Here is a 19,012-nt window from a genome sequence, read left to right on the forward strand (position 1 = left end):
TAATCACTTTAACCGCATAGCGTTTTTAATTTAGGCCGACGTATCAAGCACCGCAGCATTGAAACGCTATTGAAACGATATAATCAGGTTGAAATTTGTAAGCCTATCAGTTAATTTTAGCACTTTTTAATCACTTAATAAATGACGGCACACCGCGTGACTGGTAATTGCGCCAGTTGGGTCGACTGGATTAGGCCCGTGCGTTGTTACCGCCGTCAGAAAAGCACGGATCAGCGGTGCAAATCCTCGCTTTTCCAATGTCGGTGTCCAATCCGGAAAAGCCGTCGTGGTAGTTGTTGCCGTCGCCATCACGGTTTTAGTACTTAAATCAGTCACAATCGCACGTTGCCCCGTCGTTTGGACTGTCACTTGTTCCAGGTTGACCCCACCGTACATATTCGTGATAACTTCTAATTGCTCATGAGCCGTCTGCACCGTCAAATAGCCTTGCGCCAAAGCGCCAGTTGCCGTCGTCGTCAACCGACCACTAGTGTGTTCAAGTGGTTCATCTAACAAGAATAGCCCCGTATCGACCATGTGGATCATCAGGTCGAAAACCGCCGTTTCAGGATCTTGACTACCCACTTCGCGAACCTTTTCAGCCACTAACATCCGTTTGTCAGGCAATGCCTTCAATTGCTGATTAAAAGGAGCAAAACGCCGATTAAACCCACAAGTCAATAACAGGTGCCGCGCCGCAGCCAAATCATACAAACTTTGGACCACCTGAAGATCAGTCGCGACTGGCTTATCGACATAAACGTGAATCCCAGCTAATAACAACTGCTTGATGATTGCTGCATGCGTGTCCGTGGGAGTATGCACAAATACGGCCGCCGGTTTAACTGCCATTAATTCCTCAAGGGTCGCATGGGTGTGTTGAAGCCCATACATCGTCGCTAGTTGTGCTCGTTTTTCCGGATTACGCGTCGTTAGATGAAATTCATACTGGTCTTGCATCGCCGCCATGACGGGTAAATACGCCTTTTGAGCAATGTTACCTAAACCAATGACCCCAATTTTTAACATCGATATTCCTCCAATTTTATCATCAATCTTCTTTTAGCTACTACTGATTGCTCCGTGGCACACTGATTTAAATCATTCAGCGTCCAATTCATGCCAGTGATTGTTAGCTGGAAAAACGTGCCATCACTGAAAGCCAAAGATACCCGCTCGGACGCGCTGAAACTAGGCCAACCAAAGACACCAGCATGCTTTGTCACCCTATCGCACATCTATCCGCCGTGTCTGGCTTTAATCACGGCGCACTGATTCAATTGTCATTAAAATAACCAGTGGCTGCCGTGTTACAATATGAGTAAATTACTTGAAAGGTCTGAAACTCACGTGAAACTTATCTCTTGGAACGTTAATGGACTGCGTGCTGCTGTCAAACACGGCTTTGTCACGACTTTTAATGAGCTCGATGCCGACTTTTTCTGTGTACAAGAAACGAAATTACAGGCGGGCCAAATTGAACTGGACTTCCCAGGTTATTATCAATACTGGAACTATGCCGAGCGCAAGGGTTATTCGGGTACGGCGATTTTTACCAAACACAAGCCGCTCAATGTAACTTATGGTATCGGTGTACCAGAATTCGATGACGAAGGTCGCGTCATCACCCTTGAATATGCGGACTACTACGTCTTGACGTGTTACACTCCTAATTCAGGCGGTGAATTAAAACATCTCGACTATCGGCAACAGTGGGAAGATGCTTTTCTCACATATATTAACAGTTTGAGTGCCAACAAGCCGTTGATCTTTTGTGGTGATCTTAACGTGGCCCACGAAAACATCGACTTGAAGAACTGGCGTAGCAATCACCATAGTGCCGGCTTCACTGACGAAGAACGGACCAAGTTTGACCGCCTCCTTGCAGCGGGCTATACCGACACATTCCGGCATTTCTATCCTGACCAAACCGACATTTACTCATGGTGGAGTTATCGTGGGCATGCACGTGACAACAATTCTGGTTGGCGAATTGACTACTTTATTACGTCACAGCAATTAGACAGTCAGCTCCTAAACGCCCGCATTCATAATGAAATTTTTGGTTCTGATCACTGTCCAGTGGAACTCGATATTATCCTTCCGAACCATTAACTTGAAAATTAACGAGATTCTTTGTACGATAATCCTATTCTTTAGAAACGGTGGTGGCAACTTTGAACTTTGTCGCAATGGACTTTGAAACGGCGAACGCGAAACGCGACAGTGCTTGTTCACTGGCGCTAACGGTTGTCCGTAATAACCAAATCAGCGATGAATTTTACACACTCATCAAACCAGAGAGCGATTTTTTCTGGCGGAACGTCCAAATTCATGGGATTCATGAAGCAGATGTCGCAGACGCGCCCAAGTTTCCAGACGTTTGGCAACACATTGCACCATTCTTCCAACGCGACCGCCTCGTAATTGCGCACAACGCGCCTTTTGATATTGGTGTGTTACGCAATACGCTTGCCCACTACGGCATCAGCGCGCCGGAGTACCTATCCATGGATACCGTCAAGACCAGTCAACGGTTCTATCCAGAATTGCCTAATCACAAGCTGGATACAGTCTGTCAAGCACTGGATATCGACCTGCAGCATCATCATAATGCACTAGATGACAGCCTAGCTTGCGCCAACATTTTACTCACCGAAGCGCAAGCTTTTGGAACTGAGCAACTCAAACCTTTCGTTCGCGTTCAGGGTTAAAATTAAATTTATGCAAGTCCAGCAATAAGATGCTGGACTTTTTTGTTTACGCATCGCTACCGATTATCAATACTCGTAGACAGCTTATCAATTCCCCCAACCGACTGGGAGATGAGCCAATCATTCACAAGCCGTCGCCGGTTAGGCCTGGTTCGTCAACGCTTAAATTCCGGCCCATCTACTATCAGAACCTGTTTGCCGTCAGTTCAGCGAATCCCGGATTTCAAACCCAGATTCCCATATCAATAGCTGGAACCCGTTTGCCGGTTGGGTCAACGACATCATAGCTCGTTGCCGTACAATTTTCGAACCCAAGATGCTGGTACAGCTTCACGGCACGCACATTTCGTAACTGGACCGTCAACACGAGGCGTTCCAATGAGCTATAGTTACGCGCCCAATCTAAGACTTCCTCAATCAAAGCAGTCCCCAGACCCATGCCCCAAAATTCTTTAAGTACCGCTACGCCAACTTCACCTTGCGCCGCACTAAAATCCGTACTAGCTTGCACGGTGCTCACACCAATCAACCGTGAATCTAATGTCGCAACGAAAATAATGTTGGTCGTTGTGCCATTGATACGCTCAATTTGCGCCTGTTCATCCGTTTCACTCAAATCCTCAATGCCTTCATCAACAGTGAAAGTATTACTTTCACGTCCAAGCTGAGCTAGTAGCGCTAATAATTGTGCTGCATCCGCGACTTCAGCAGGCCGTACATCAACAACTTCTTCTGCCATGGTTGTCACTCCTTCAATTGATCAACCAGTCGTTGATAGTGTTCACCAATGGGCTTGAAGGTTATTACCCGCTGGTCATCGGCATCAGTGTCCCGGCTAATTGCAATTCGCAAGTAAGTCGTCGGTAAGAGGTCGGCAATAAACTGTGACCATTCCACAACACTAACGCCATCACCATCAAAGTATTCATCTAAGCCTAAATCTTCCGCACCGCCATCTTCCAAGCGGTAAACATCCATATGATAGAGCGGTAGTCGCCCCTGACGATATTCCCGGATGAGCGTAAAAGTCGGACTCTTAACGTTATTAGGAATGCCCAGGCTTTTTGCTAACCCCTTTGTAAAAGTTGTCTTACCAGCACCTAAATCACCATCTAGTAAGATTAAATCACCAGGTTGCACTAATTGGCCAAGTTTGGCCCCGATTGCCATGGTTGCTTCCGGCGACGTTACCGTGATTGATTCCATATTCTTCCAACTCCTCATCCAAATTAACTGTTCTTATTATAGAAAAAACGAAGGAAACTTCAAAGTACAAGCTCTGAAGTTTCCCTCGTTTAACAAACTAAGTGACCGTTTAAGCTAATCCTTGGGCTGCTGTAATAATCGCAACCTTATAAACGTCTTCTTCACTGCATCCACGTGACAAGTCGGAGACCGGCTTGTTCAGGCCTTGCAAGACAGGACCCACCGCTTCAAAATGACCAAATCGTTGCGCAATCTTATAGCCAATATTACCAGACTGAAGCTCTGGAAATACAAAGACATTGGCATGACCAGCTACTTTGGAACCAGGAGCCTTTTGCAAACCAACTTTTTCAACGAAGGCCGCGTCAAATTGAAGTTCACCATCGATAGCCAATTCCGGTTCAGCAGCTTGCGCCTTGGCCGTTGCTTCTTGCACTTTAGTGACCATTTCACCCTTAGCCGAACCCTTAGTTGAGAAGCTGAGCATCGCAACTTTCGGGTCAATATCGAAGACCTTAGCAGTAGCCGCACTCTGAGTGGCAATTTCCGCTAACGTATCGGCATCGGGATCAATATTGATGGCACAGTCAGCAAAGACGTAGCGTTCCTCACCCTTTTGCATGATAAATGCACCCGAGATTCGGTGTGAACCGGGCTTGGTCTTAATAATTTGTAACGCTGGCCGTACCGTATCACCAGTTGGATGGATTGCACCTGAAACCATCCCATCCGCTTTGCCCATATAAACGAGCATCGTGCCAAAGTAGTTTTCATCTTCCAGCATTTTAGCCGCTTGTTCTGGCGTATTCTTACCTTTCCGCCGTTCAACGAGGGCATCAAGCATTGCTTGCTTATCTTCAGCCGGGTATGTCGCAGGATCAAGGACTTGAACGCCTGTTAAATCCGCATTCAAATCGTTAGCCACAGCCTGAACTTTGTCCGTTGCACCTAAAACAATCGGCTTAACCAAGCCGTCTGCAGCTAATCGCGCTGCCGCACCGACAATTCGGGGTTCAGTTCCTTCAGGGAAAACAATTGTTTGATCTTTACCAGTAATTTTTTGTGCTAATGACTCAAATAAATCCATGTGATAACCCTCCAATAAATTAATTAATGCTCAAGATTGACGTGCTCTGGTAACTGCCAATTGATTGGCTGTTCGCCGAAGGATGTTAACGCAATGTTCGTTTTTGAAAATGGTTTGGACCCAAAGAATCCGCGATAAGCTGAAAGCGGACTCGGATGAGGTGCTTGTAGCACGACATTCGTCTGGGTATCAATCAGCTTAATCTTGGACCGAGCCGCCTTACCCCACAAGATAAAGACAACCGGCGTCGATCGTTCCGATAAACGCTGAATGGCAACGTCCGTAAGTCGTTCCCAGCCCTTACCAGCGTGTGAAAAGGCCACACCATTTTGAACAGTCAGCACGGAGTTCAATAACAAGACTCCCTGCTTGGCCCAACTTTCCAAGTAACCGTGGTTGACGGGCGTACACCCAACATCATCTTGCAATTCTTTATAGATATTGACTAGTGATGGGGGCACTGCCACGCCCGGTAACACTGAAAAACTCAGTCCGTGTGCCTGACCAGGACCATGATACGGATCCTGACCTAAAATAACGACCTTCGTGTCAGCAAATGGCGTCCATTCAAAGGCCTGAAAAATATTATACATATCTGGGTGAATATTTTTCGTTCGGTATTCATTTTTCAAAAATTCGTGTAATTGGTGGTAATACGGCTTCTCAAACTCTGGTTTTAAGACGTCCCACCAGTCCGTGTGAATAAACGCTTTCATCCTTAACACCTCTCGTTTTATTGTATCATAACCAAAACCACTAATGATAATAATTCTGTATTCAGACGTAAACATGTTAAAATGTAATTATTAAAATAACTAAGGATGTGACAACATGATTTCGATTATCGCCTCTGATATGGACGGAACGTTACTCAACAATGAAATGGTCGTTTCCGATTTTAACGCTAATGCCATCCGTCAAGCACAACAGCAAGGCGTGCACTTTATCGTCTCCACCGGCCGCCGATTTTCTGAAGCTCAGCCACTACTGGCCGCTCAAGGCATCACGGCACCCTTGATTACGTTAAACGGTGCCGAAGTATACGACGCTTCTGGCAAAATGCTCGACATGGTGCCCATAACCAATAGCGTGGCCCGCACCGTTTTTCACACGCTAACCTCACAAGGTTACTATTTTGAAGTCGTAGGCAACGATGGTATTTACTCTAACAGTAAAGCCAAGCGAATCGAACAAATTGCACATCTCCTAACTAACCTGAATCCAGATACAACGTTCAAAATTGCGGTATCGCTCGCGTCAGCCCGCTTAGAACTTATGGACATCAATTACGTGGACAACTATAACGAGTTATTGGATGATCCGACTAAGCATGTCATGAAGATTATCGCTTTCAGCGAAGAAGGGCCCGCTAAGCTAAAACCCCTTAGTGATGAAATTCTGGCAAAACATTCGTCCCTCAAAATCACATCTTCATCCGCATCAAATATCGAAATCAATAATATTAATGCGCAAAAAGGGATTGCAGTCGAGCGCTATGCGAATATGCTGAATACCCCAATGAGCGATGTCATGGCGATTGGTGATAATAATAATGACGTCTCCATGCTCGAATTAGCTGGCGTAAGTTACGCTATGGGTAATGCCAGTCCCGAAGTCAAACAGTTGGCCCGCTATATCACTGATACAAATGTCAACGATGGTGTCGGCAAAGCAATCTTAGAAGTGCTTGCCAAACAATAGTTTCCGGAAAACGGAGGTTGAAGATGCGTAAATTATATTTCAGCCGCAATAGCTTCGCCCAAGGTGCCCGGATTGTTCGCGATGCGCACAACCAATCTCACTATCTCTTAGTTGGTCGGTGGGGGCGGCGCCAAGACGCGCTCAGTTTATACGCGATCCAAGGTGAGCTACTTGCCGAAATTCGACAAACAACCCTCGGATTGTTGCCAAAATTCGATTTATACTGTAACCGTCAAAACGTCGGTTCTATTAGTAAAACGCTGGGCTTCTGGCATGAAATGCTCTATGTTCGCAAGCTTCGCTGGATTATCATGGGAAGCTTGAGTGCCGAAAACTACCGCGTTTATCATGGTACTGAATTAATCATGACGATGCGACCAGTTGTCACCACTAACGGTGAAGCATTTGAATTAGCAATTACTGATCAATCCACAGAACCACTGTGTATTTGCATTGCGGCGATCCTGGATCACTGGCAAAAGCCGACCAACCGCGCGCGGACACCAGTTGCGAAAAAGGGACTCAATGTTAGCTTTGGTGAAAGTAATTATACATTGACACCCCGTAATAAGGTGCCCCAACACTAAATAGGACTAGCCATAAAACAACGGCCACCCCTGTTTCGGGATGACCGTTGTTTTTAGTTAAGTTGGCATAACTAGTTTGCCAGCTTAACACCCTATCAAAGTTGACGTGCCGCTCAAGTTGCCCATATCACGGTATTCACTAGTTAATCGTCCTCAGAGCAACACCGCTTCATCTGCTATGCAAGCACGTTACTACAGAATAGGCGCGCCAAGAATTAAACCAATTCTTAGCGCGCCTATTTGACGGGTTATTTTATTATGACCAGCCGATACTTAAACGTTGATCACTTTTTGTAAGAAATCTTGTAACCGGGGACTTTGTGGGTGTTCGAATACATCCTCAGGCTTCCCCGTTTCTTGAATCAACCCATCCGCCATAAAGACGACCCGGTCGGCCACTTCCTTGGCAAAGCCCATTTCGTGCGTGACCACAATCATCGTCATACCATCTGCGGCTAATTTCTTCATAACATCCAACACATCCCCGACCATTTCGGGATCCAGTGCTGAAGTTGGTTCATCAAACAACATGATTTTCGGATGCATGGCTAGCGCTCGAGCGATGGCCACCCGCTGCTTTTGCCCACCAGACAAGGACTTAGGCATGGCATCCGCCTTATCGGACAAGCCGACCGTAGCAAGTAAGTCACGCGCCGTTTTCTCAGCTTCCTGTTGACTTTCCTTTTTGAGTTGAGTCGGTGCTAAGGTAATATTTTGTAACACTGATAGGTGTGGAAATAAGTTAAAGTGTTGGAACACCATCCCAATATTTTCACGGACCAAATTAATGTTAGTCCCCTTGTCAGAAAGATCGTAACCGCTAATGACAACTTGCCCTTGTGTTGGAACTTCCAAGTCATTTAAGCAGCGTAAAAACGTACTCTTACCAGAACCAGATGGTCCAATCATGCAGACTACTTCGTTATCTTGAACTTCAAGGTTTAACCCTTTCAAGACTTCGTTATCGCCGTAGCTTTTATGCAAATCTTTGACAATTACTTTCGCCATGCTTAGTTAATCCTCCTTTGAACCCAGTTAGATAACCATGTTAATAACGTAATGATAATCAGATAAATAATCGCAATCATTAACCAAATCTTAAAGCCTTCGAAGTTCCGGGCAATAATCAACGTCCCAGTTTGGGTTAATTCAACGATCCCAATAACGGATAGAATTGACGTATCCTTCAGCGTGATAATAAATTGGTTAATGAACGACGGAATCATGATTCGAATTCCTTGGGGCATAATAACCTTGCGCATAGCCGTCCAGTATGGCAACCCGAGTGAACGGGCCGCCTCCATTTGACCATCGTCGACCGCGGCAAAGCCCCCCTTAACAAAGGCTCCGGTATAGGCCCCTTCGTTAAGCATCAACGTAATCATCCCAGCAACGAACGCGGGAATCTTAAAGCCGTGCCCAATCAGGTCTGGGAACCCAATGTAAATAAAGAAGGCCAACACCATCAATGGCATCCCACGGAAAATATAAATAATCGTACTGGAGATGGCCGGACCAAGTTTACCCGGCATAACGCCTAAGACCCCAAGAATCAGTCCGAGGATCGTCGCTAAAATAATTGAAATAACCGTTAATTCCAAGGTCATCCATAACCCTGAGCCAATCGTATCCAAGTTTTGGGTGAACAAGCCAATAAAGGTCCGACTGCTTGCGTCTTCACCCGTTAAGGATGCTTCACTAGACTTCAAGTACTTGTTAATGATCTTTTTGTAAGTACCATCCGCTTTAATCGCTTTGAGACCCGCGTTAAATTTCTTTAACAGTTCCGCGTTTTTACCTTTTTTAACTGCGAAACCATAGTCGCCGGCCTCGTGTTGCTTGGAAACAATCTTCAACGCGATGCCATTCTTGATTCCGTATGACATCACGGGATAGTCTTCAAAACAAGCAGCCGAGTTGCCGACCTTAACATCGTTATACATGTTATTCGAGTCATTGAAATACTTGATTTTGAAGCCGTACTTGCTCTGAATCGACTTCGCATAGGTTGCACCAGCTGTCCCCGTTTTAAGGGCCACGGTCTTACCTTTCAAATCTTTAAACGTTTTGACCTTGCTATCTTTAGCCACAGCCATGACCACCCCGGAAGTATAGTAAGCGTCTGAAAAATCAAACGTCTGCTTCCGTTCAGCCGTAATATTCATTCCGGCAATTACCCCATCAACTTGGTTCGCACTAAGCTGCTGAACAGCGGCACCGAAACTAAGCGCTTTTAATTTATAATTGAAATTTTCTTTTTTGGCAATTGCCTTCAAAATATCGATATCAATTCCCTTATACTTACCACCCTTGACCTGAAATTCGAACGGCGCAAAGGTTGTATCCGTCGCAATCGTATACGTCTTAGCCTGGGCCTGGGTACCAATCGCAAACCAGCTTCCCAACGCTGCTAACAACATGACAACTGCAACTTGCCACTTTCTCATCGACGAGACCTCCTCAAATAGTTTACCGGAACGGTATGTCATAAAATATAACATAATTCATGTCTCGCGACCAATTCAATTTTTTATATTTTTTTAATTTAGCTTTAATGATGTCGCTATCATCGGCCATTTGCTTAATAAAATAAAGTAAATGGCCGTTTCTAACAAAGATTCTGATGAAAGCACCCCCTTTTTACATTTTAAAATTTTGTTCAAGCATTAATCACTGCTTAACTGAATACTTGACACTAGATTCATCAACCCGCGCAACCAGCCGTTAAGTCCAAACAGCAGCAGTTAACAAAACGGACCAATTCAAAATGAATCGGTCCGTTGCAAGAAATCGCTATCAATTTTAGCTAATCGATGAACTTAACACGCCAATCGTACGCTTAATCCTCATGCGTATGCCGCCGACGTCCTAATCCCATTAACCCTAATAATCCCGTTAATCCGAGTACTACCGCGCCTTGTTGTGCTGAGCGGTCGCGCTCGCCCGTCTGTGGCAGTGTGTCAGCAGTCGTGTCAGTTACTCGTGTCACAGGTGTCGCTGCTGCTTTGGCTGCGCTAGTATGCTCATTGTTGGCCGGTAGAGCTGGCTCAGCGGTCGTCTTGACCTTAGTCTGTGCACGAGTAGCCGCGGCCGGTTGTTGCTTTGTCGTAATCCGATCATCAACGCCCCAGTCGACGGTATGACCATCCGAATCGTTAGGTCGCTCACTCGGCTTCGGTGTTTCACTAGGATCAGCGATACCTGCATGATCATTGTTGTCAGGGTTAGTCGTCTCACCATGATCATTGTTGTCAGGGTCGGTCGTGTTAATGTGATCATCTTCCGGCAAGACAACGGTCACCACAGCCGTTTTAGTTAACTGATTACCGGCAACATCAGTATAGTGGTAAGTCAACGTGTACTGGCCAGCGCGTTGCGTGTTGACCGTACCATCGACCGCGATATCGGCTAATGTCAGTGCTTGGCCCTGGGCATCGGTTGCACGTTCAAAATTATCCTGAGCAGTCCAAGCGTTTCCAACGGTCAACTGACTATCACGCACTTGTAGCCGGGCCTGACTAGCCAATACATTGATGCTCGTCGTGACAGTAATCAAATTACCCGCACGGTCCATGTAACTTAGTGTCAGTGGGTAATTGCTGGCCCGCCGTAAGTTCAAGGTACCATCTACAGTCACCCGCTGGCGCTGCGCCGCTGTCAGCAACGTGCCATCCGCTGCCAAACTCGTTGACCAGTCAACACTATCATTCAGTGACCAGGTCGTCTTAGGGCCGGCAATCACGGTAACTGGCCGCGTACTGATTTTAGCCTGCGTGGCAACGGTTGTCACTTGGACCAACGCCGTTTGTTGTTGTCCCAGCGAGTCCGTGTAAACCAGTTGCACAGTTTGTGGCTGCCCAATATGGGCAACCGTTAAGTCTGGCATCGCCACGACTGTAATAGCGGCATTATTGACCGCAATCGGCTGGCCCATACCATCAGTAATCGTTCCAATACCCTGATGATAATCCCACTTGGCAGTCGGACCCGCGATGACCGTTTGTGGCTGAGTCGTTAATGCTGCTTGGTCGACTGTCACCGTCGTAGTCGCAGTTTTTACGTTGCCCACCTCATCAGTATATGTCAGGGTGACTTGTTGTTTCCCAGCCTGTTGAGCATTGATGGTCGTCATCGTAACACTTTGATAATTTTGACTAGTCTGGCCCCAGGCGTCCGTTAAACCAGTGACTAGATCCGCAACCGTTAATTTTCCGACAACTGCAGGCCAGATCACCTGATCAGCACTAGTCGTCATGTGCGCCCGTGAGGCGACTGTTGTGACCTCCGCCGTGGTGGTTTGGGTCAATCCTAATTCATCAGTGTAACTGAACGTAACGACTTGAGGCCGCCCCACCATGGCTGTACTCAAGTCCGGGCCTGTCAAGACTTTAAGATTGGCATCACCGACATTAATCACTTCACCGGCAGCATTCGTCACGGTTTTAAAGTTCGTCTGATAATCCCAATGGGCAGTCGGCCCGGCAACCGGTCGAGCGGTTTGGGTCGTTAAGGCGGCTTGATCAACCGTCACTTGGGCAGTTGTTGTCACCTCGTTGCCGTAATCATCGGTATACGTTAGAGTCACCGTTTGGGCACCAGGCTGGCTGGCATCGACCGCACTCATCTTGACATTGGTCAAAGACGACACTTGAGTGCCATCCGCGCCGGTAATCGTTTGCAAAAAGTTGGCTGGCGTCAGTAGCCCCGCATCTTTGGCCCATACAATCTGTGCCGGACGTGGCACGAGTGCCGCCTGTGATGCCGTTAAGGTCAAAGTAGCTGACACAGTATGTGTCTGTTGTAGATCATCTGTGTACATCAAGGTAACCGTTTGCGGCTTATCGATCATTTTAGCCGTTAGTTGCGGGCCGGTTATGACCGTAATCTTAGCTTGATCAGGATTAAACTGGTGGCCTTGCGAATCCGTAACAGTCGCCAATTGTTGCCGATAATCCCAAGTCATACTTGGTCCCCAGATTTGAGTCCGGTTCTGACTATCAATCTTGGCCTGATCAACCGTTACTTTTACAACGGTACTTACTTCGTTACCAGCCGCATCCGTATAAGTTAATGAGACGGGTTGAACACCTGGCCAGGTCGCGTCTAGCTTAGACATCCGAACGATTTGATAATCAGTCACCTGTTGTCCAGAGGCGTCCGTTAAGCTCGTTACAAGGTCATTAGCCGTTAGCTTCGCCGCGGCATCCGGTTGCACGATAACTGCCGCCTTGGCCGTTAACATAGCTTGTGAGGCCTCAGCTGTCACCATTGCCGTGACCGACTGGGATTTCCCGAGCTCATCCGTATAAATCAGTGTGATCAGCTGTTGTTGCCCGACTGAATCAACATTCAGATCTGGCCTGTTCAACACTTTAATTGTCCCCGGTTGGACGGTAATAAGTTGCCCAGCTGCATTCGTCAACTGACTAATACCGGCTTCGTAACTCCACGTTGCCGTCGGGCCGGCAATTACCGTACTTGGTTTTGTCACTAGCTTTGCCTGGTCGACTGTCACATTGGCATACGCGACGGATTGATTACCCGCAACATCCGTGTAAGTCAACGTCAAACGTTGCTGCCCCGCTAACTTGGAATCCAGCACACTCATTTTGACATTGTCGCGATTTGTAATCAGATGACCTTCAGCATCGTATAAACGATCAACTAAGTCCGTTGCCGTCAGTTGTTTAGCTTGATCAGGCCAAATAATCTGGTCAGCAACAGCCGTGATCTTCGCCTTTGAAAGCGTCGTCGTTACAATCACGTCGGTCGTGTGAATTTTACCCAGACTGTCAGTATAGGTCAACGTAACCGTCTGTGGCTTGCCAGTTTTTGCCGGAGTTAAATCAGGCGTTGTGGCTGTAATGTCAGCAGTATCGACATCAATTGTCTTTCCGTTGGTATCGATGACTTGAGTGACGCTGTCCCGGTAATCCCAAGTCGCCGTTGGGCCGGCAATTGGATGTGTCGCTTGACCAGTGATTGTGGCCAAATCCACGGTGACAGTCGTCTGAGCAGTCGTCTGATTGCCATACGCATCCGTATACGTCAGTGTCACGGTTTGCGGCCCGATAGCTTTAGGATCAAAACCACTCATCGTCACATCATCAAAATTATGAATTTGAACGCCATCCACATCGTACAGTGCCGACACTAGCGACGACGCAGTTACCATGTTCGCGTTTTCCGCTAAAATTACTTGCTTGGAAACGGCAGTAATGGACGCTTTTGAAGCCGTGGCTTCGACATTGGCAGTCTTTGTGTGTACTTGTCCTAAATCATCGGTATATTCAATCACGATTGGATACGTACCAGCCACACTTAAATCTGGATGTTGAACGACCGTAATCTTAGCATTGCTTAATGTTAGCGATTGTCCCTTAGAATCAGTGACGGCTTTGATGTTATCAGCATAGTTCCAAGTCGCCTTAGATCCCGCCACTTGAGTGTGATTTTGAAGCGTTAGCGTTGCGAAATCCACGGTTACAGTCGTCGAAACAGTCGTTTGATTGCCATACGCGTCCGTATACGCTAACGTTACTGTTTGTGGTCCGATAACTTTAGCATTAAAGCCACTCATCGTCACATCATCAAAATTATAAATTTGAACGCCATCCGCATCGTACAGTGTCGACACTAGTGACGACGCAGTTACCATGGTCGCTTTTTCTGCCAAAATCACCTGCTTAGAAACGGCAGTAATGGCCGCTTTTGAAGCCGTCACTTCAACATCGGCAGTCTCTGTGTGCGCTTGCCCTAAATCATCAGTATATTCAAGTACAATTTTATAAGTTCCAGCCACACTTAAATCTGGACGTTGCACGACCGTAATCTTGGCATCGCTTAATGTTAGCGACTGGCCCTTAGAATCAGTGATGGCTTTGATGTTATCAGCATAATTCCAAGTCGCCTTAGGTCCTGCCACTTGAGTGTGATTCTGAAGCGTTAGCGTTGCGGAATCCACGGTTACAGTCGTCGAATCAGTTGTTTGGTTACCATACGCATCCGAATACGTCAGTGTCACGGTTTGTGGCCCGATAGCTTTAGCATCAAAACCACTCATCGTCACACCATCAAAATTCGTGATTTTGTTTCCCGCCGCATCAATTAACTCGCTGACCAGGTCAGTTGCCGTCAGCTTTTTGGCTTCATCAGGTATGATAATCTGGTCAGCAACAGCCGTGATTTTCGCCTTTGAAAGCGTCGTCGTTACAATCACGTCGGTCGTGTGAACTTTACCCAGACTGTCAGTATAGGTCAACGTAACCGTCTGAGGCTTGCCCACCTTTGCCGGAGTTAAATCCGGCGTCGTGGCTGTAATGTCAGCATCGCCGACATCAATTATCTTTCCGTTGGCATCGATAACTTGAGTGACGCTGTCACGGTAATCCCAAGTCGCGGTTGGACCGGCAATTGGGTGTGTCGCTTGACCAGTGATTGTGGCGAAATCCACGGTGACTGTCGTCGAATCAGTCGTTTGGTTACCATACGCATCCGAATACGTCAGTGTCACGGTTTGTGGCCCGATAGCTTTAGCATCAAAACCACTCATCGTCACATCGTCAAAATTCGTGGTTTTATTTCCCGCCGCATCAATTAACTCACTGACCAGGTCGGTTGCCGTCAGCTTTTTGGCTTCATCAGGTATGATGATCTGGTCGCTGACAGCCGTAATCTTCGCCTTCGAAGCCACCGTGTTGACAACCGCAGTGACTAAGTGTTCTTTGCCCAACTCATCCGTATAACTGAGTGTCACCGTTTGGTCATGGCCGACCATCGCAACACTTAAATCAGGTTCAGTAACGACTTTAATATCAGCGGTTGCGAGATTATCAAGCAACTTTCCATTTGCATCCTTGACCCATTCCAAACCAGCTAGATAGTCCCATTTAGCTTTAGGCCCCGCAATTGGATTCGTTAGCTTGGTCTTCAAATCTGATTGGTCAACCGTTACTTTGGCATAAGCTGTCACTAGATTGCCAGCTTCATCCGTATAAGTAATAGTAACGGTCTGCGCGCCACCCTTGCTCGTGTCAATTGAACTCATTGTGACATCTGTTAGGTTGGTACTAGTATCGACGGGGTTCCCGTTGGCAGCCGTGATTGTCACCAAATCGGCGACTTTTAATTGAGCAACCTCACTGGGCCAAATCGTTAACGGCGCCTTGGTTGTAACTTGTGCCTGAGAAGCAACGACTGTTACTTGAGTTGGGACGCTGATGACATTGCCCAACGCATCCGTATACGTGAGTGTGACAGTTTGCGACCCAATTTGCGTTAAATCAGGTTGCTGATCAACCACAATGTTAAGTCCATCTAAACTAACCGGGTTCCCATCAAAATCAGTGACACTCGTGACATACTGGCGGTAGTCCCAACTTGAGTTTTTGGGTCCTTTAATGATAGTACTATTACGCATTGTTAAGTCGGCCTTAGTTGCGACCATCGTCACCGTGGTGGTTGTCGTGTGAACCATGCCAGTAGCATCATCCGTATACGCCAGTGTAACCGTTTGTGTGCCAGCTTTACTCGTATCCAAGCCTGTAACCGTAGCCGTCGCGAGTTCGTCGGCACTTAGCTTATCGCCGGCCGCATTGCGGGAGTTATCCGTGTCGATTAAATCATTAATCGTATACGTTGGCTTAGCACCCATTTTGATCGTCAACGGTTTACCAACTAGTTTGCCTTGATTTACCGCTACCGCAACCGTACTAGTTTGCTGCCATACTTTGCCATACGCATCCGTATACTGCAAGTCAACTTGATAGGTACCGGTAGTTTGAGTGTCGACCGTCGTTACAGCAGTATCGCCGTTCACGCTAATCACTTTGACGACTGTGTCAGCGGTCGCATAAATATCAGTCCCATTCACATCTTTTAATGTTGCAACACTATCGGCAACTCGCCACGTCGTCTTCGGCCCGGCAATTAATCCGGTTACATTCTTGGACGTGAAATCAGCATAGGATGGGCTAGTTTCCCAGACCCAAGTGATTGTATCGGCTGGATTATCGACGCCATTATACAAAGCCATTAACTCACTCGACGTATACGTCTGGGTGGCATCAGCTTGATTGACCCATTTACCGGTATAGCCAGTTCCAGTTGGAATGTCTGGCAATGAACTACCGACTAAATATGTTTTTGACCCAACCGTTAATGCGTTTAGGTTCATGGGCAACGGATTCCCGCTACTATCTTGATTCAAAAACATATCATGATCTGCAGGTTCCTTATTCATATCAGCTTCAGTGACTGCTGCAAAGTTAGACATGTCCAAACTCGCAATGTTGATTGCCTTTAATCCAGGGGTTCCCTCAAACATAAACTTAGTACTAGTTAACGTACTGCCCGTCTGCCAGCCCGTTATATCAAGATCAGTGAGATTGGTATCATTTAAAAACATCGATGACAACGCTGTAACATTCAACAAGTTCCAGCCATGTAAATCCGCCGTTGTTAAACTCTTATCTCCATTGAATAACCCATCTATATCCGTGACCATCCGCACATTCCAAGTACTTAGAACAATACTGATCAAGGCCGTGTTAAATGAAAACATTCTTTTTAAGCTCACTGGTTGAACCGTATTCAACTGCCACTGACTTAAATCATAAGATTGAACTCGCGAGTCACTGGCGAACATAGAGTCAAAGGACGTACCAGAACTGACATTCCAATGCGCTAATCCTGAAAAGTCAGCAATCTTAGTTCCCATAAACATCATTGAAAAGTCAGTGACTTTCGAAGTATCCAGATTTTCAAGGCCATCAATACTGGCCAAATTTGGATTATACCGGAACATATAACTAGTATCAGTCCCCGCATTAATTGGACCATCAATCACTACTTTCGTTAACTCACTGCCAAAATCCCCCGGTACGTCGCTGACATCACCCACTCCGGTCCAATCACCAGCATGAATCGTCAACACACCATCATCTGTGTACTGCCAGGCACTTGTTCCCAGAGTCCCAGTTGAGACAACAGTTGCGGGTGTGGCGGCTCGCGCTAATAGTGCCCGATTTAACTGGACTTTATCGTTAGTCGTCGTAATTGTATTAGTTGTGGCAGTTACAGCTATCGGACTAGTTTCTGAATCCACAACTTTTTCAGTTTCATTAGAATCTTTCGAGTCTGAGTCACTAATACTGGCCATTGTGCTAGTACTTGGCGATGCGACACTTGAACGATTAGTTTGTAGTGATTCATCAGCCACCACCGTGTCCGTCACATTAGATTGAATGCCACTCTCAGAGCCCGTTCCTTGATCATTTTGATAATCAGAATTTTGTGTTGTGACTTTCTGTGAACTCGATGCGACACTTACTGAGCTGTTTGACGTTTGGTCCAAACTGTCGCCAGAACCAGTTTTAGCCTGACTGCTTGCTGATGCCGAATCAGAGGTACTGAGATTACTGGTTGCGTTTTCATTTTCTCCTACTGCCGTAACCGGTTGTTCAGTCTTTGAGTCAGTAGTGGTGCCACTAACCGCCTGTTTTTTTTGAGCACTAGTATTTGTTGTTGCCGCATTAATCGCCGTCGCACTAGACTGAGTCGTTGCCCCTGTTGTACTAGTCGTAGTAGTCCTTAAAACCTGTGAGTTGGATGATGAGGATGCCCCAGCAGTGGTCGTAGCTGCGGTGGCTGCGGTCGTCGTTTCCGTATCTGCTCGACTTATCAGTGGATTCAGAGTAAAGGTAGCCACGGTAATACCAGCAAATACCCAGAAACGTCCCTTTTTATACATTTTATAATGCTGCTTGCTCGTTATAAATCTATTCATACATGTCCCCCCAAGAATCCATGCAATAAATCATATCAAAATTAACTTATTATCAATTTGAGTTATACTAAATCTGATTAATATCAGAATAATAACATTCTCCAAAGTTTAGCATCAATTATATTTATTGAATCAATTAATAAATAACGCGTTTAACTATCAATACAATTATATGCTAACATAATTACCGACTAAGTCGCAAGTGCTTGTACCCGACCTTTCGCAAAATATTTATAGCCTGATAACTATTTTGCTAGTATCTAGAACATTTATAACAGTGAGCACTACATCAGTACATATAAAATATATGCTTGCCGTCGTCCGTCCACGGCACAGAACCACCAACAACACATACTAAAAAAGGTCTTCCAAGAATCGAATTAATTCTTGGAAGACCTTTTTATGACGCTGCCATACTCGTTGTATGGTGCAGCGATGCAACGCTAACGTAATCGATGCCTAGTAATGTTTCATAACCCGGTCGATTTGACGCTGTTGTTCGCGTTTCTTGATATCTTGCCGTTTGTCGTATTCCCGTTTCCCGTGAGCGACTCCAATTAAGACTTTCGCAAATCCATGCTTGAGATACATCTTAAGTGGAATAATCGTCACACCCTTAGTCATCGTTGCTGCACCTAGCTTACTGATTTCTTTCTTGTGCAACAAAAGTTTCCGGGACCGCAACGGGTCAACGTTATAACGGTTACCCTCTTTAAACGGACTAATGTGAACGTTTTGCATCCAGGCTTCACCGTTGCGAACTTGAACGAAACCATCCTTTAAGTTGACCCGCCGATCGCGAACGGATTTGATTTCCGTCCCCGTCAGCGCAATGCCAGCTTCATAGGTTTCCTCAACAGCGTAGTCATGGCGTGCTTTCCGATTTTGAGCGAGGGCGGTATCTGGGTGCTTACCGTGTTGTTTGGCCATT

Annotated in this window: 13 protein-coding genes; 4 read left to right on the forward strand and 9 right to left on the reverse strand. The window is 46.3% G+C overall.

Annotated elements, in window-relative coordinates; all coding sequences use genetic code 11:
• Window positions 1-126 precede the first annotated feature (126 nt).
• Window positions 127-1,029, reverse strand: a complete 903-nt coding sequence (locus ACWQAU_RS06855) for a Gfo/Idh/MocA family protein (RefSeq protein ID WP_021356696.1) — start codon at window positions 1,027-1,029, stop codon at window positions 127-129.
• Between the two features lie 321 nt (window positions 1,030-1,350).
• Between ACWQAU_RS06855 and ACWQAU_RS06860 the strand changes: the two genes are divergently transcribed.
• Both ACWQAU_RS06860 and ACWQAU_RS06865 read left to right on the forward strand, forming a co-directional pair.
• A complete protein-coding gene (locus tag ACWQAU_RS06860) occupies window positions 1,351-2,115 on the forward strand; it encodes an exodeoxyribonuclease III (protein WP_079111772.1) in 765 nt (254 codons plus the stop codon).
• A 62-nt stretch (window positions 2,116-2,177) separates the two neighbouring features.
• Window positions 2,178-2,714, forward strand: a complete 537-nt coding sequence (locus tag ACWQAU_RS06865) for a 3'-5' exonuclease (protein ID WP_003645814.1) — start codon at window positions 2,178-2,180, stop codon at window positions 2,712-2,714.
• Window positions 2,715-2,937: 223 nt separating this feature from the next.
• On the opposite strand, the gene ACWQAU_RS06870 is transcribed toward ACWQAU_RS06865, so the two are convergent.
• The 4 genes from ACWQAU_RS06870 to ACWQAU_RS06885 all read right to left on the reverse strand — a co-directional run bounded on the left by ACWQAU_RS06870 (window position 2,938) and on the right by ACWQAU_RS06885 (window position 5,723).
• The gene (locus tag ACWQAU_RS06870; protein ID WP_003641062.1) at window positions 2,938-3,453 is read right to left on the reverse strand and encodes a GNAT family N-acetyltransferase; all 516 of its coding nucleotides are present in this window, start codon (window positions 3,451-3,453) and stop codon (window positions 2,938-2,940) included.
• Window positions 3,454-3,458: 5 nt separating this feature from the next.
• A complete protein-coding gene (gene tsaE / locus ACWQAU_RS06875) occupies window positions 3,459-3,920 on the reverse strand; it encodes a tRNA (adenosine(37)-N6)-threonylcarbamoyltransferase complex ATPase subunit type 1 TsaE (protein ID WP_003643982.1) in 462 nt (153 codons plus the stop codon).
• Window positions 3,921-4,029: 109 nt separating this feature from the next.
• Window positions 4,030-5,007 carry a phosphate acetyltransferase gene (pta, locus tag ACWQAU_RS06880; RefSeq protein WP_003641060.1) on the reverse strand — a complete coding sequence of 326 codons (978 nt, stop codon included), beginning with the start codon at window positions 5,005-5,007 and terminating at the stop codon, window positions 4,030-4,032.
• A gap of 23 nt (window positions 5,008-5,030) precedes the next feature.
• On the reverse strand, window positions 5,031-5,723 hold the full coding sequence (locus tag ACWQAU_RS06885) for a uracil-DNA glycosylase (RefSeq protein ID WP_003643980.1): 693 nt from the start codon (window positions 5,721-5,723) through the stop codon (window positions 5,031-5,033).
• A 115-nt stretch (window positions 5,724-5,838) separates the two neighbouring features.
• On the opposite strand from ACWQAU_RS06885, the gene ACWQAU_RS06890 reads away from it, so the two are divergent.
• Complete coding sequence (locus tag ACWQAU_RS06890) at window positions 5,839-6,708, forward strand: Cof-type HAD-IIB family hydrolase (protein WP_003641058.1); 870 nt, start codon at window positions 5,839-5,841, stop codon at window positions 6,706-6,708.
• 23 nt (window positions 6,709-6,731) lie between these two features.
• Window positions 6,732-7,295 (forward strand): LURP-one-related/scramblase family protein, encoded by a 564-nt coding sequence (locus ACWQAU_RS06895; RefSeq protein ID WP_003643978.1) that lies wholly within the window; start codon window positions 6,732-6,734, stop codon window positions 7,293-7,295.
• A 273-nt stretch (window positions 7,296-7,568) separates the two neighbouring features.
• On the opposite strand, the gene ACWQAU_RS06900 is transcribed toward ACWQAU_RS06895, so the two are convergent.
• The 4 genes from ACWQAU_RS06900 to smpB form a co-directional block, all read right to left on the reverse strand.
• Window positions 7,569-8,303, reverse strand: a complete 735-nt coding sequence (locus ACWQAU_RS06900; protein WP_003641056.1) for an amino acid ABC transporter ATP-binding protein — start codon at window positions 8,301-8,303, stop codon at window positions 7,569-7,571.
• Window positions 8,304-8,305: 2 nt separating this feature from the next.
• A complete protein-coding gene (locus ACWQAU_RS06905; protein WP_003643977.1) occupies window positions 8,306-9,742 on the reverse strand; it encodes an amino acid ABC transporter substrate-binding protein/permease in 1,437 nt (478 codons plus the stop codon).
• 392 nt (window positions 9,743-10,134) lie between these two features.
• The gene (locus ACWQAU_RS06910) at window positions 10,135-18,081 is read right to left on the reverse strand and encodes a bacterial Ig-like domain-containing protein (protein WP_027821323.1); all 7,947 of its coding nucleotides are present in this window, start codon (window positions 18,079-18,081) and stop codon (window positions 10,135-10,137) included.
• Between the two features lie 459 nt (window positions 18,082-18,540).
• A complete protein-coding gene (smpB, locus tag ACWQAU_RS06915; protein WP_003641053.1) occupies window positions 18,541-19,011 on the reverse strand; it encodes an SsrA-binding protein SmpB in 471 nt (156 codons plus the stop codon).
• Window position 19,012: the final 1 nt, after the last annotated feature.

The sequence above is a fragment of the Lactiplantibacillus sp. 3062 genome, from assembly GCF_055413545.1.

What these genes read in the sequence shown, in the direction of transcription:
- tsaE (WP_003643982.1), bottom strand. Translation starts at nt 3,920, where the DNA reads ATGGAATCAATCACGGTAACGTCGCCGGAAGCAACCATGGCAATCGGG.
- pta (WP_003641060.1), bottom strand. Translation starts at nt 5,007, where the DNA reads ATGGATTTATTTGAGTCATTAGCACAAAAAATTACTGGTAAAGATCAA.
- ACWQAU_RS06900 (WP_003641056.1), bottom strand. Translation starts at nt 8,303, where the DNA reads ATGGCGAAAGTAATTGTCAAAGATTTGCATAAAAGCTACGGCGATAAC.
- ACWQAU_RS06910 (WP_027821323.1), bottom strand. Translation starts at nt 18,081, where the DNA reads ATGAATAGATTTATAACGAGCAAGCAGCATTATAAAATGTATAAAAAG.
- ACWQAU_RS06895 (WP_003643978.1), top strand. Translation starts at nt 6,732, where the DNA reads ATGCGTAAATTATATTTCAGCCGCAATAGCTTCGCCCAAGGTGCCCGG.
- ACWQAU_RS06855 (WP_021356696.1), bottom strand. Translation starts at nt 1,029, where the DNA reads ATGTTAAAAATTGGGGTCATTGGTTTAGGTAACATTGCTCAAAAGGCG.
- ACWQAU_RS06905 (WP_003643977.1), bottom strand. Translation starts at nt 9,742, where the DNA reads ATGAGAAAGTGGCAAGTTGCAGTTGTCATGTTGTTAGCAGCGTTGGGA.
- smpB (WP_003641053.1), bottom strand. Translation starts at nt 19,011, where the DNA reads ATGGCCAAACAACACGGTAAGCACCCAGATACCGCCCTCGCTCAAAAT.
- ACWQAU_RS06885 (WP_003643980.1), bottom strand. Translation starts at nt 5,723, where the DNA reads ATGAAAGCGTTTATTCACACGGACTGGTGGGACGTCTTAAAACCAGAG.
- ACWQAU_RS06890 (WP_003641058.1), top strand. Translation starts at nt 5,839, where the DNA reads ATGATTTCGATTATCGCCTCTGATATGGACGGAACGTTACTCAACAAT.
- ACWQAU_RS06870 (WP_003641062.1), bottom strand. Translation starts at nt 3,453, where the DNA reads ATGGCAGAAGAAGTTGTTGATGTACGGCCTGCTGAAGTCGCGGATGCA.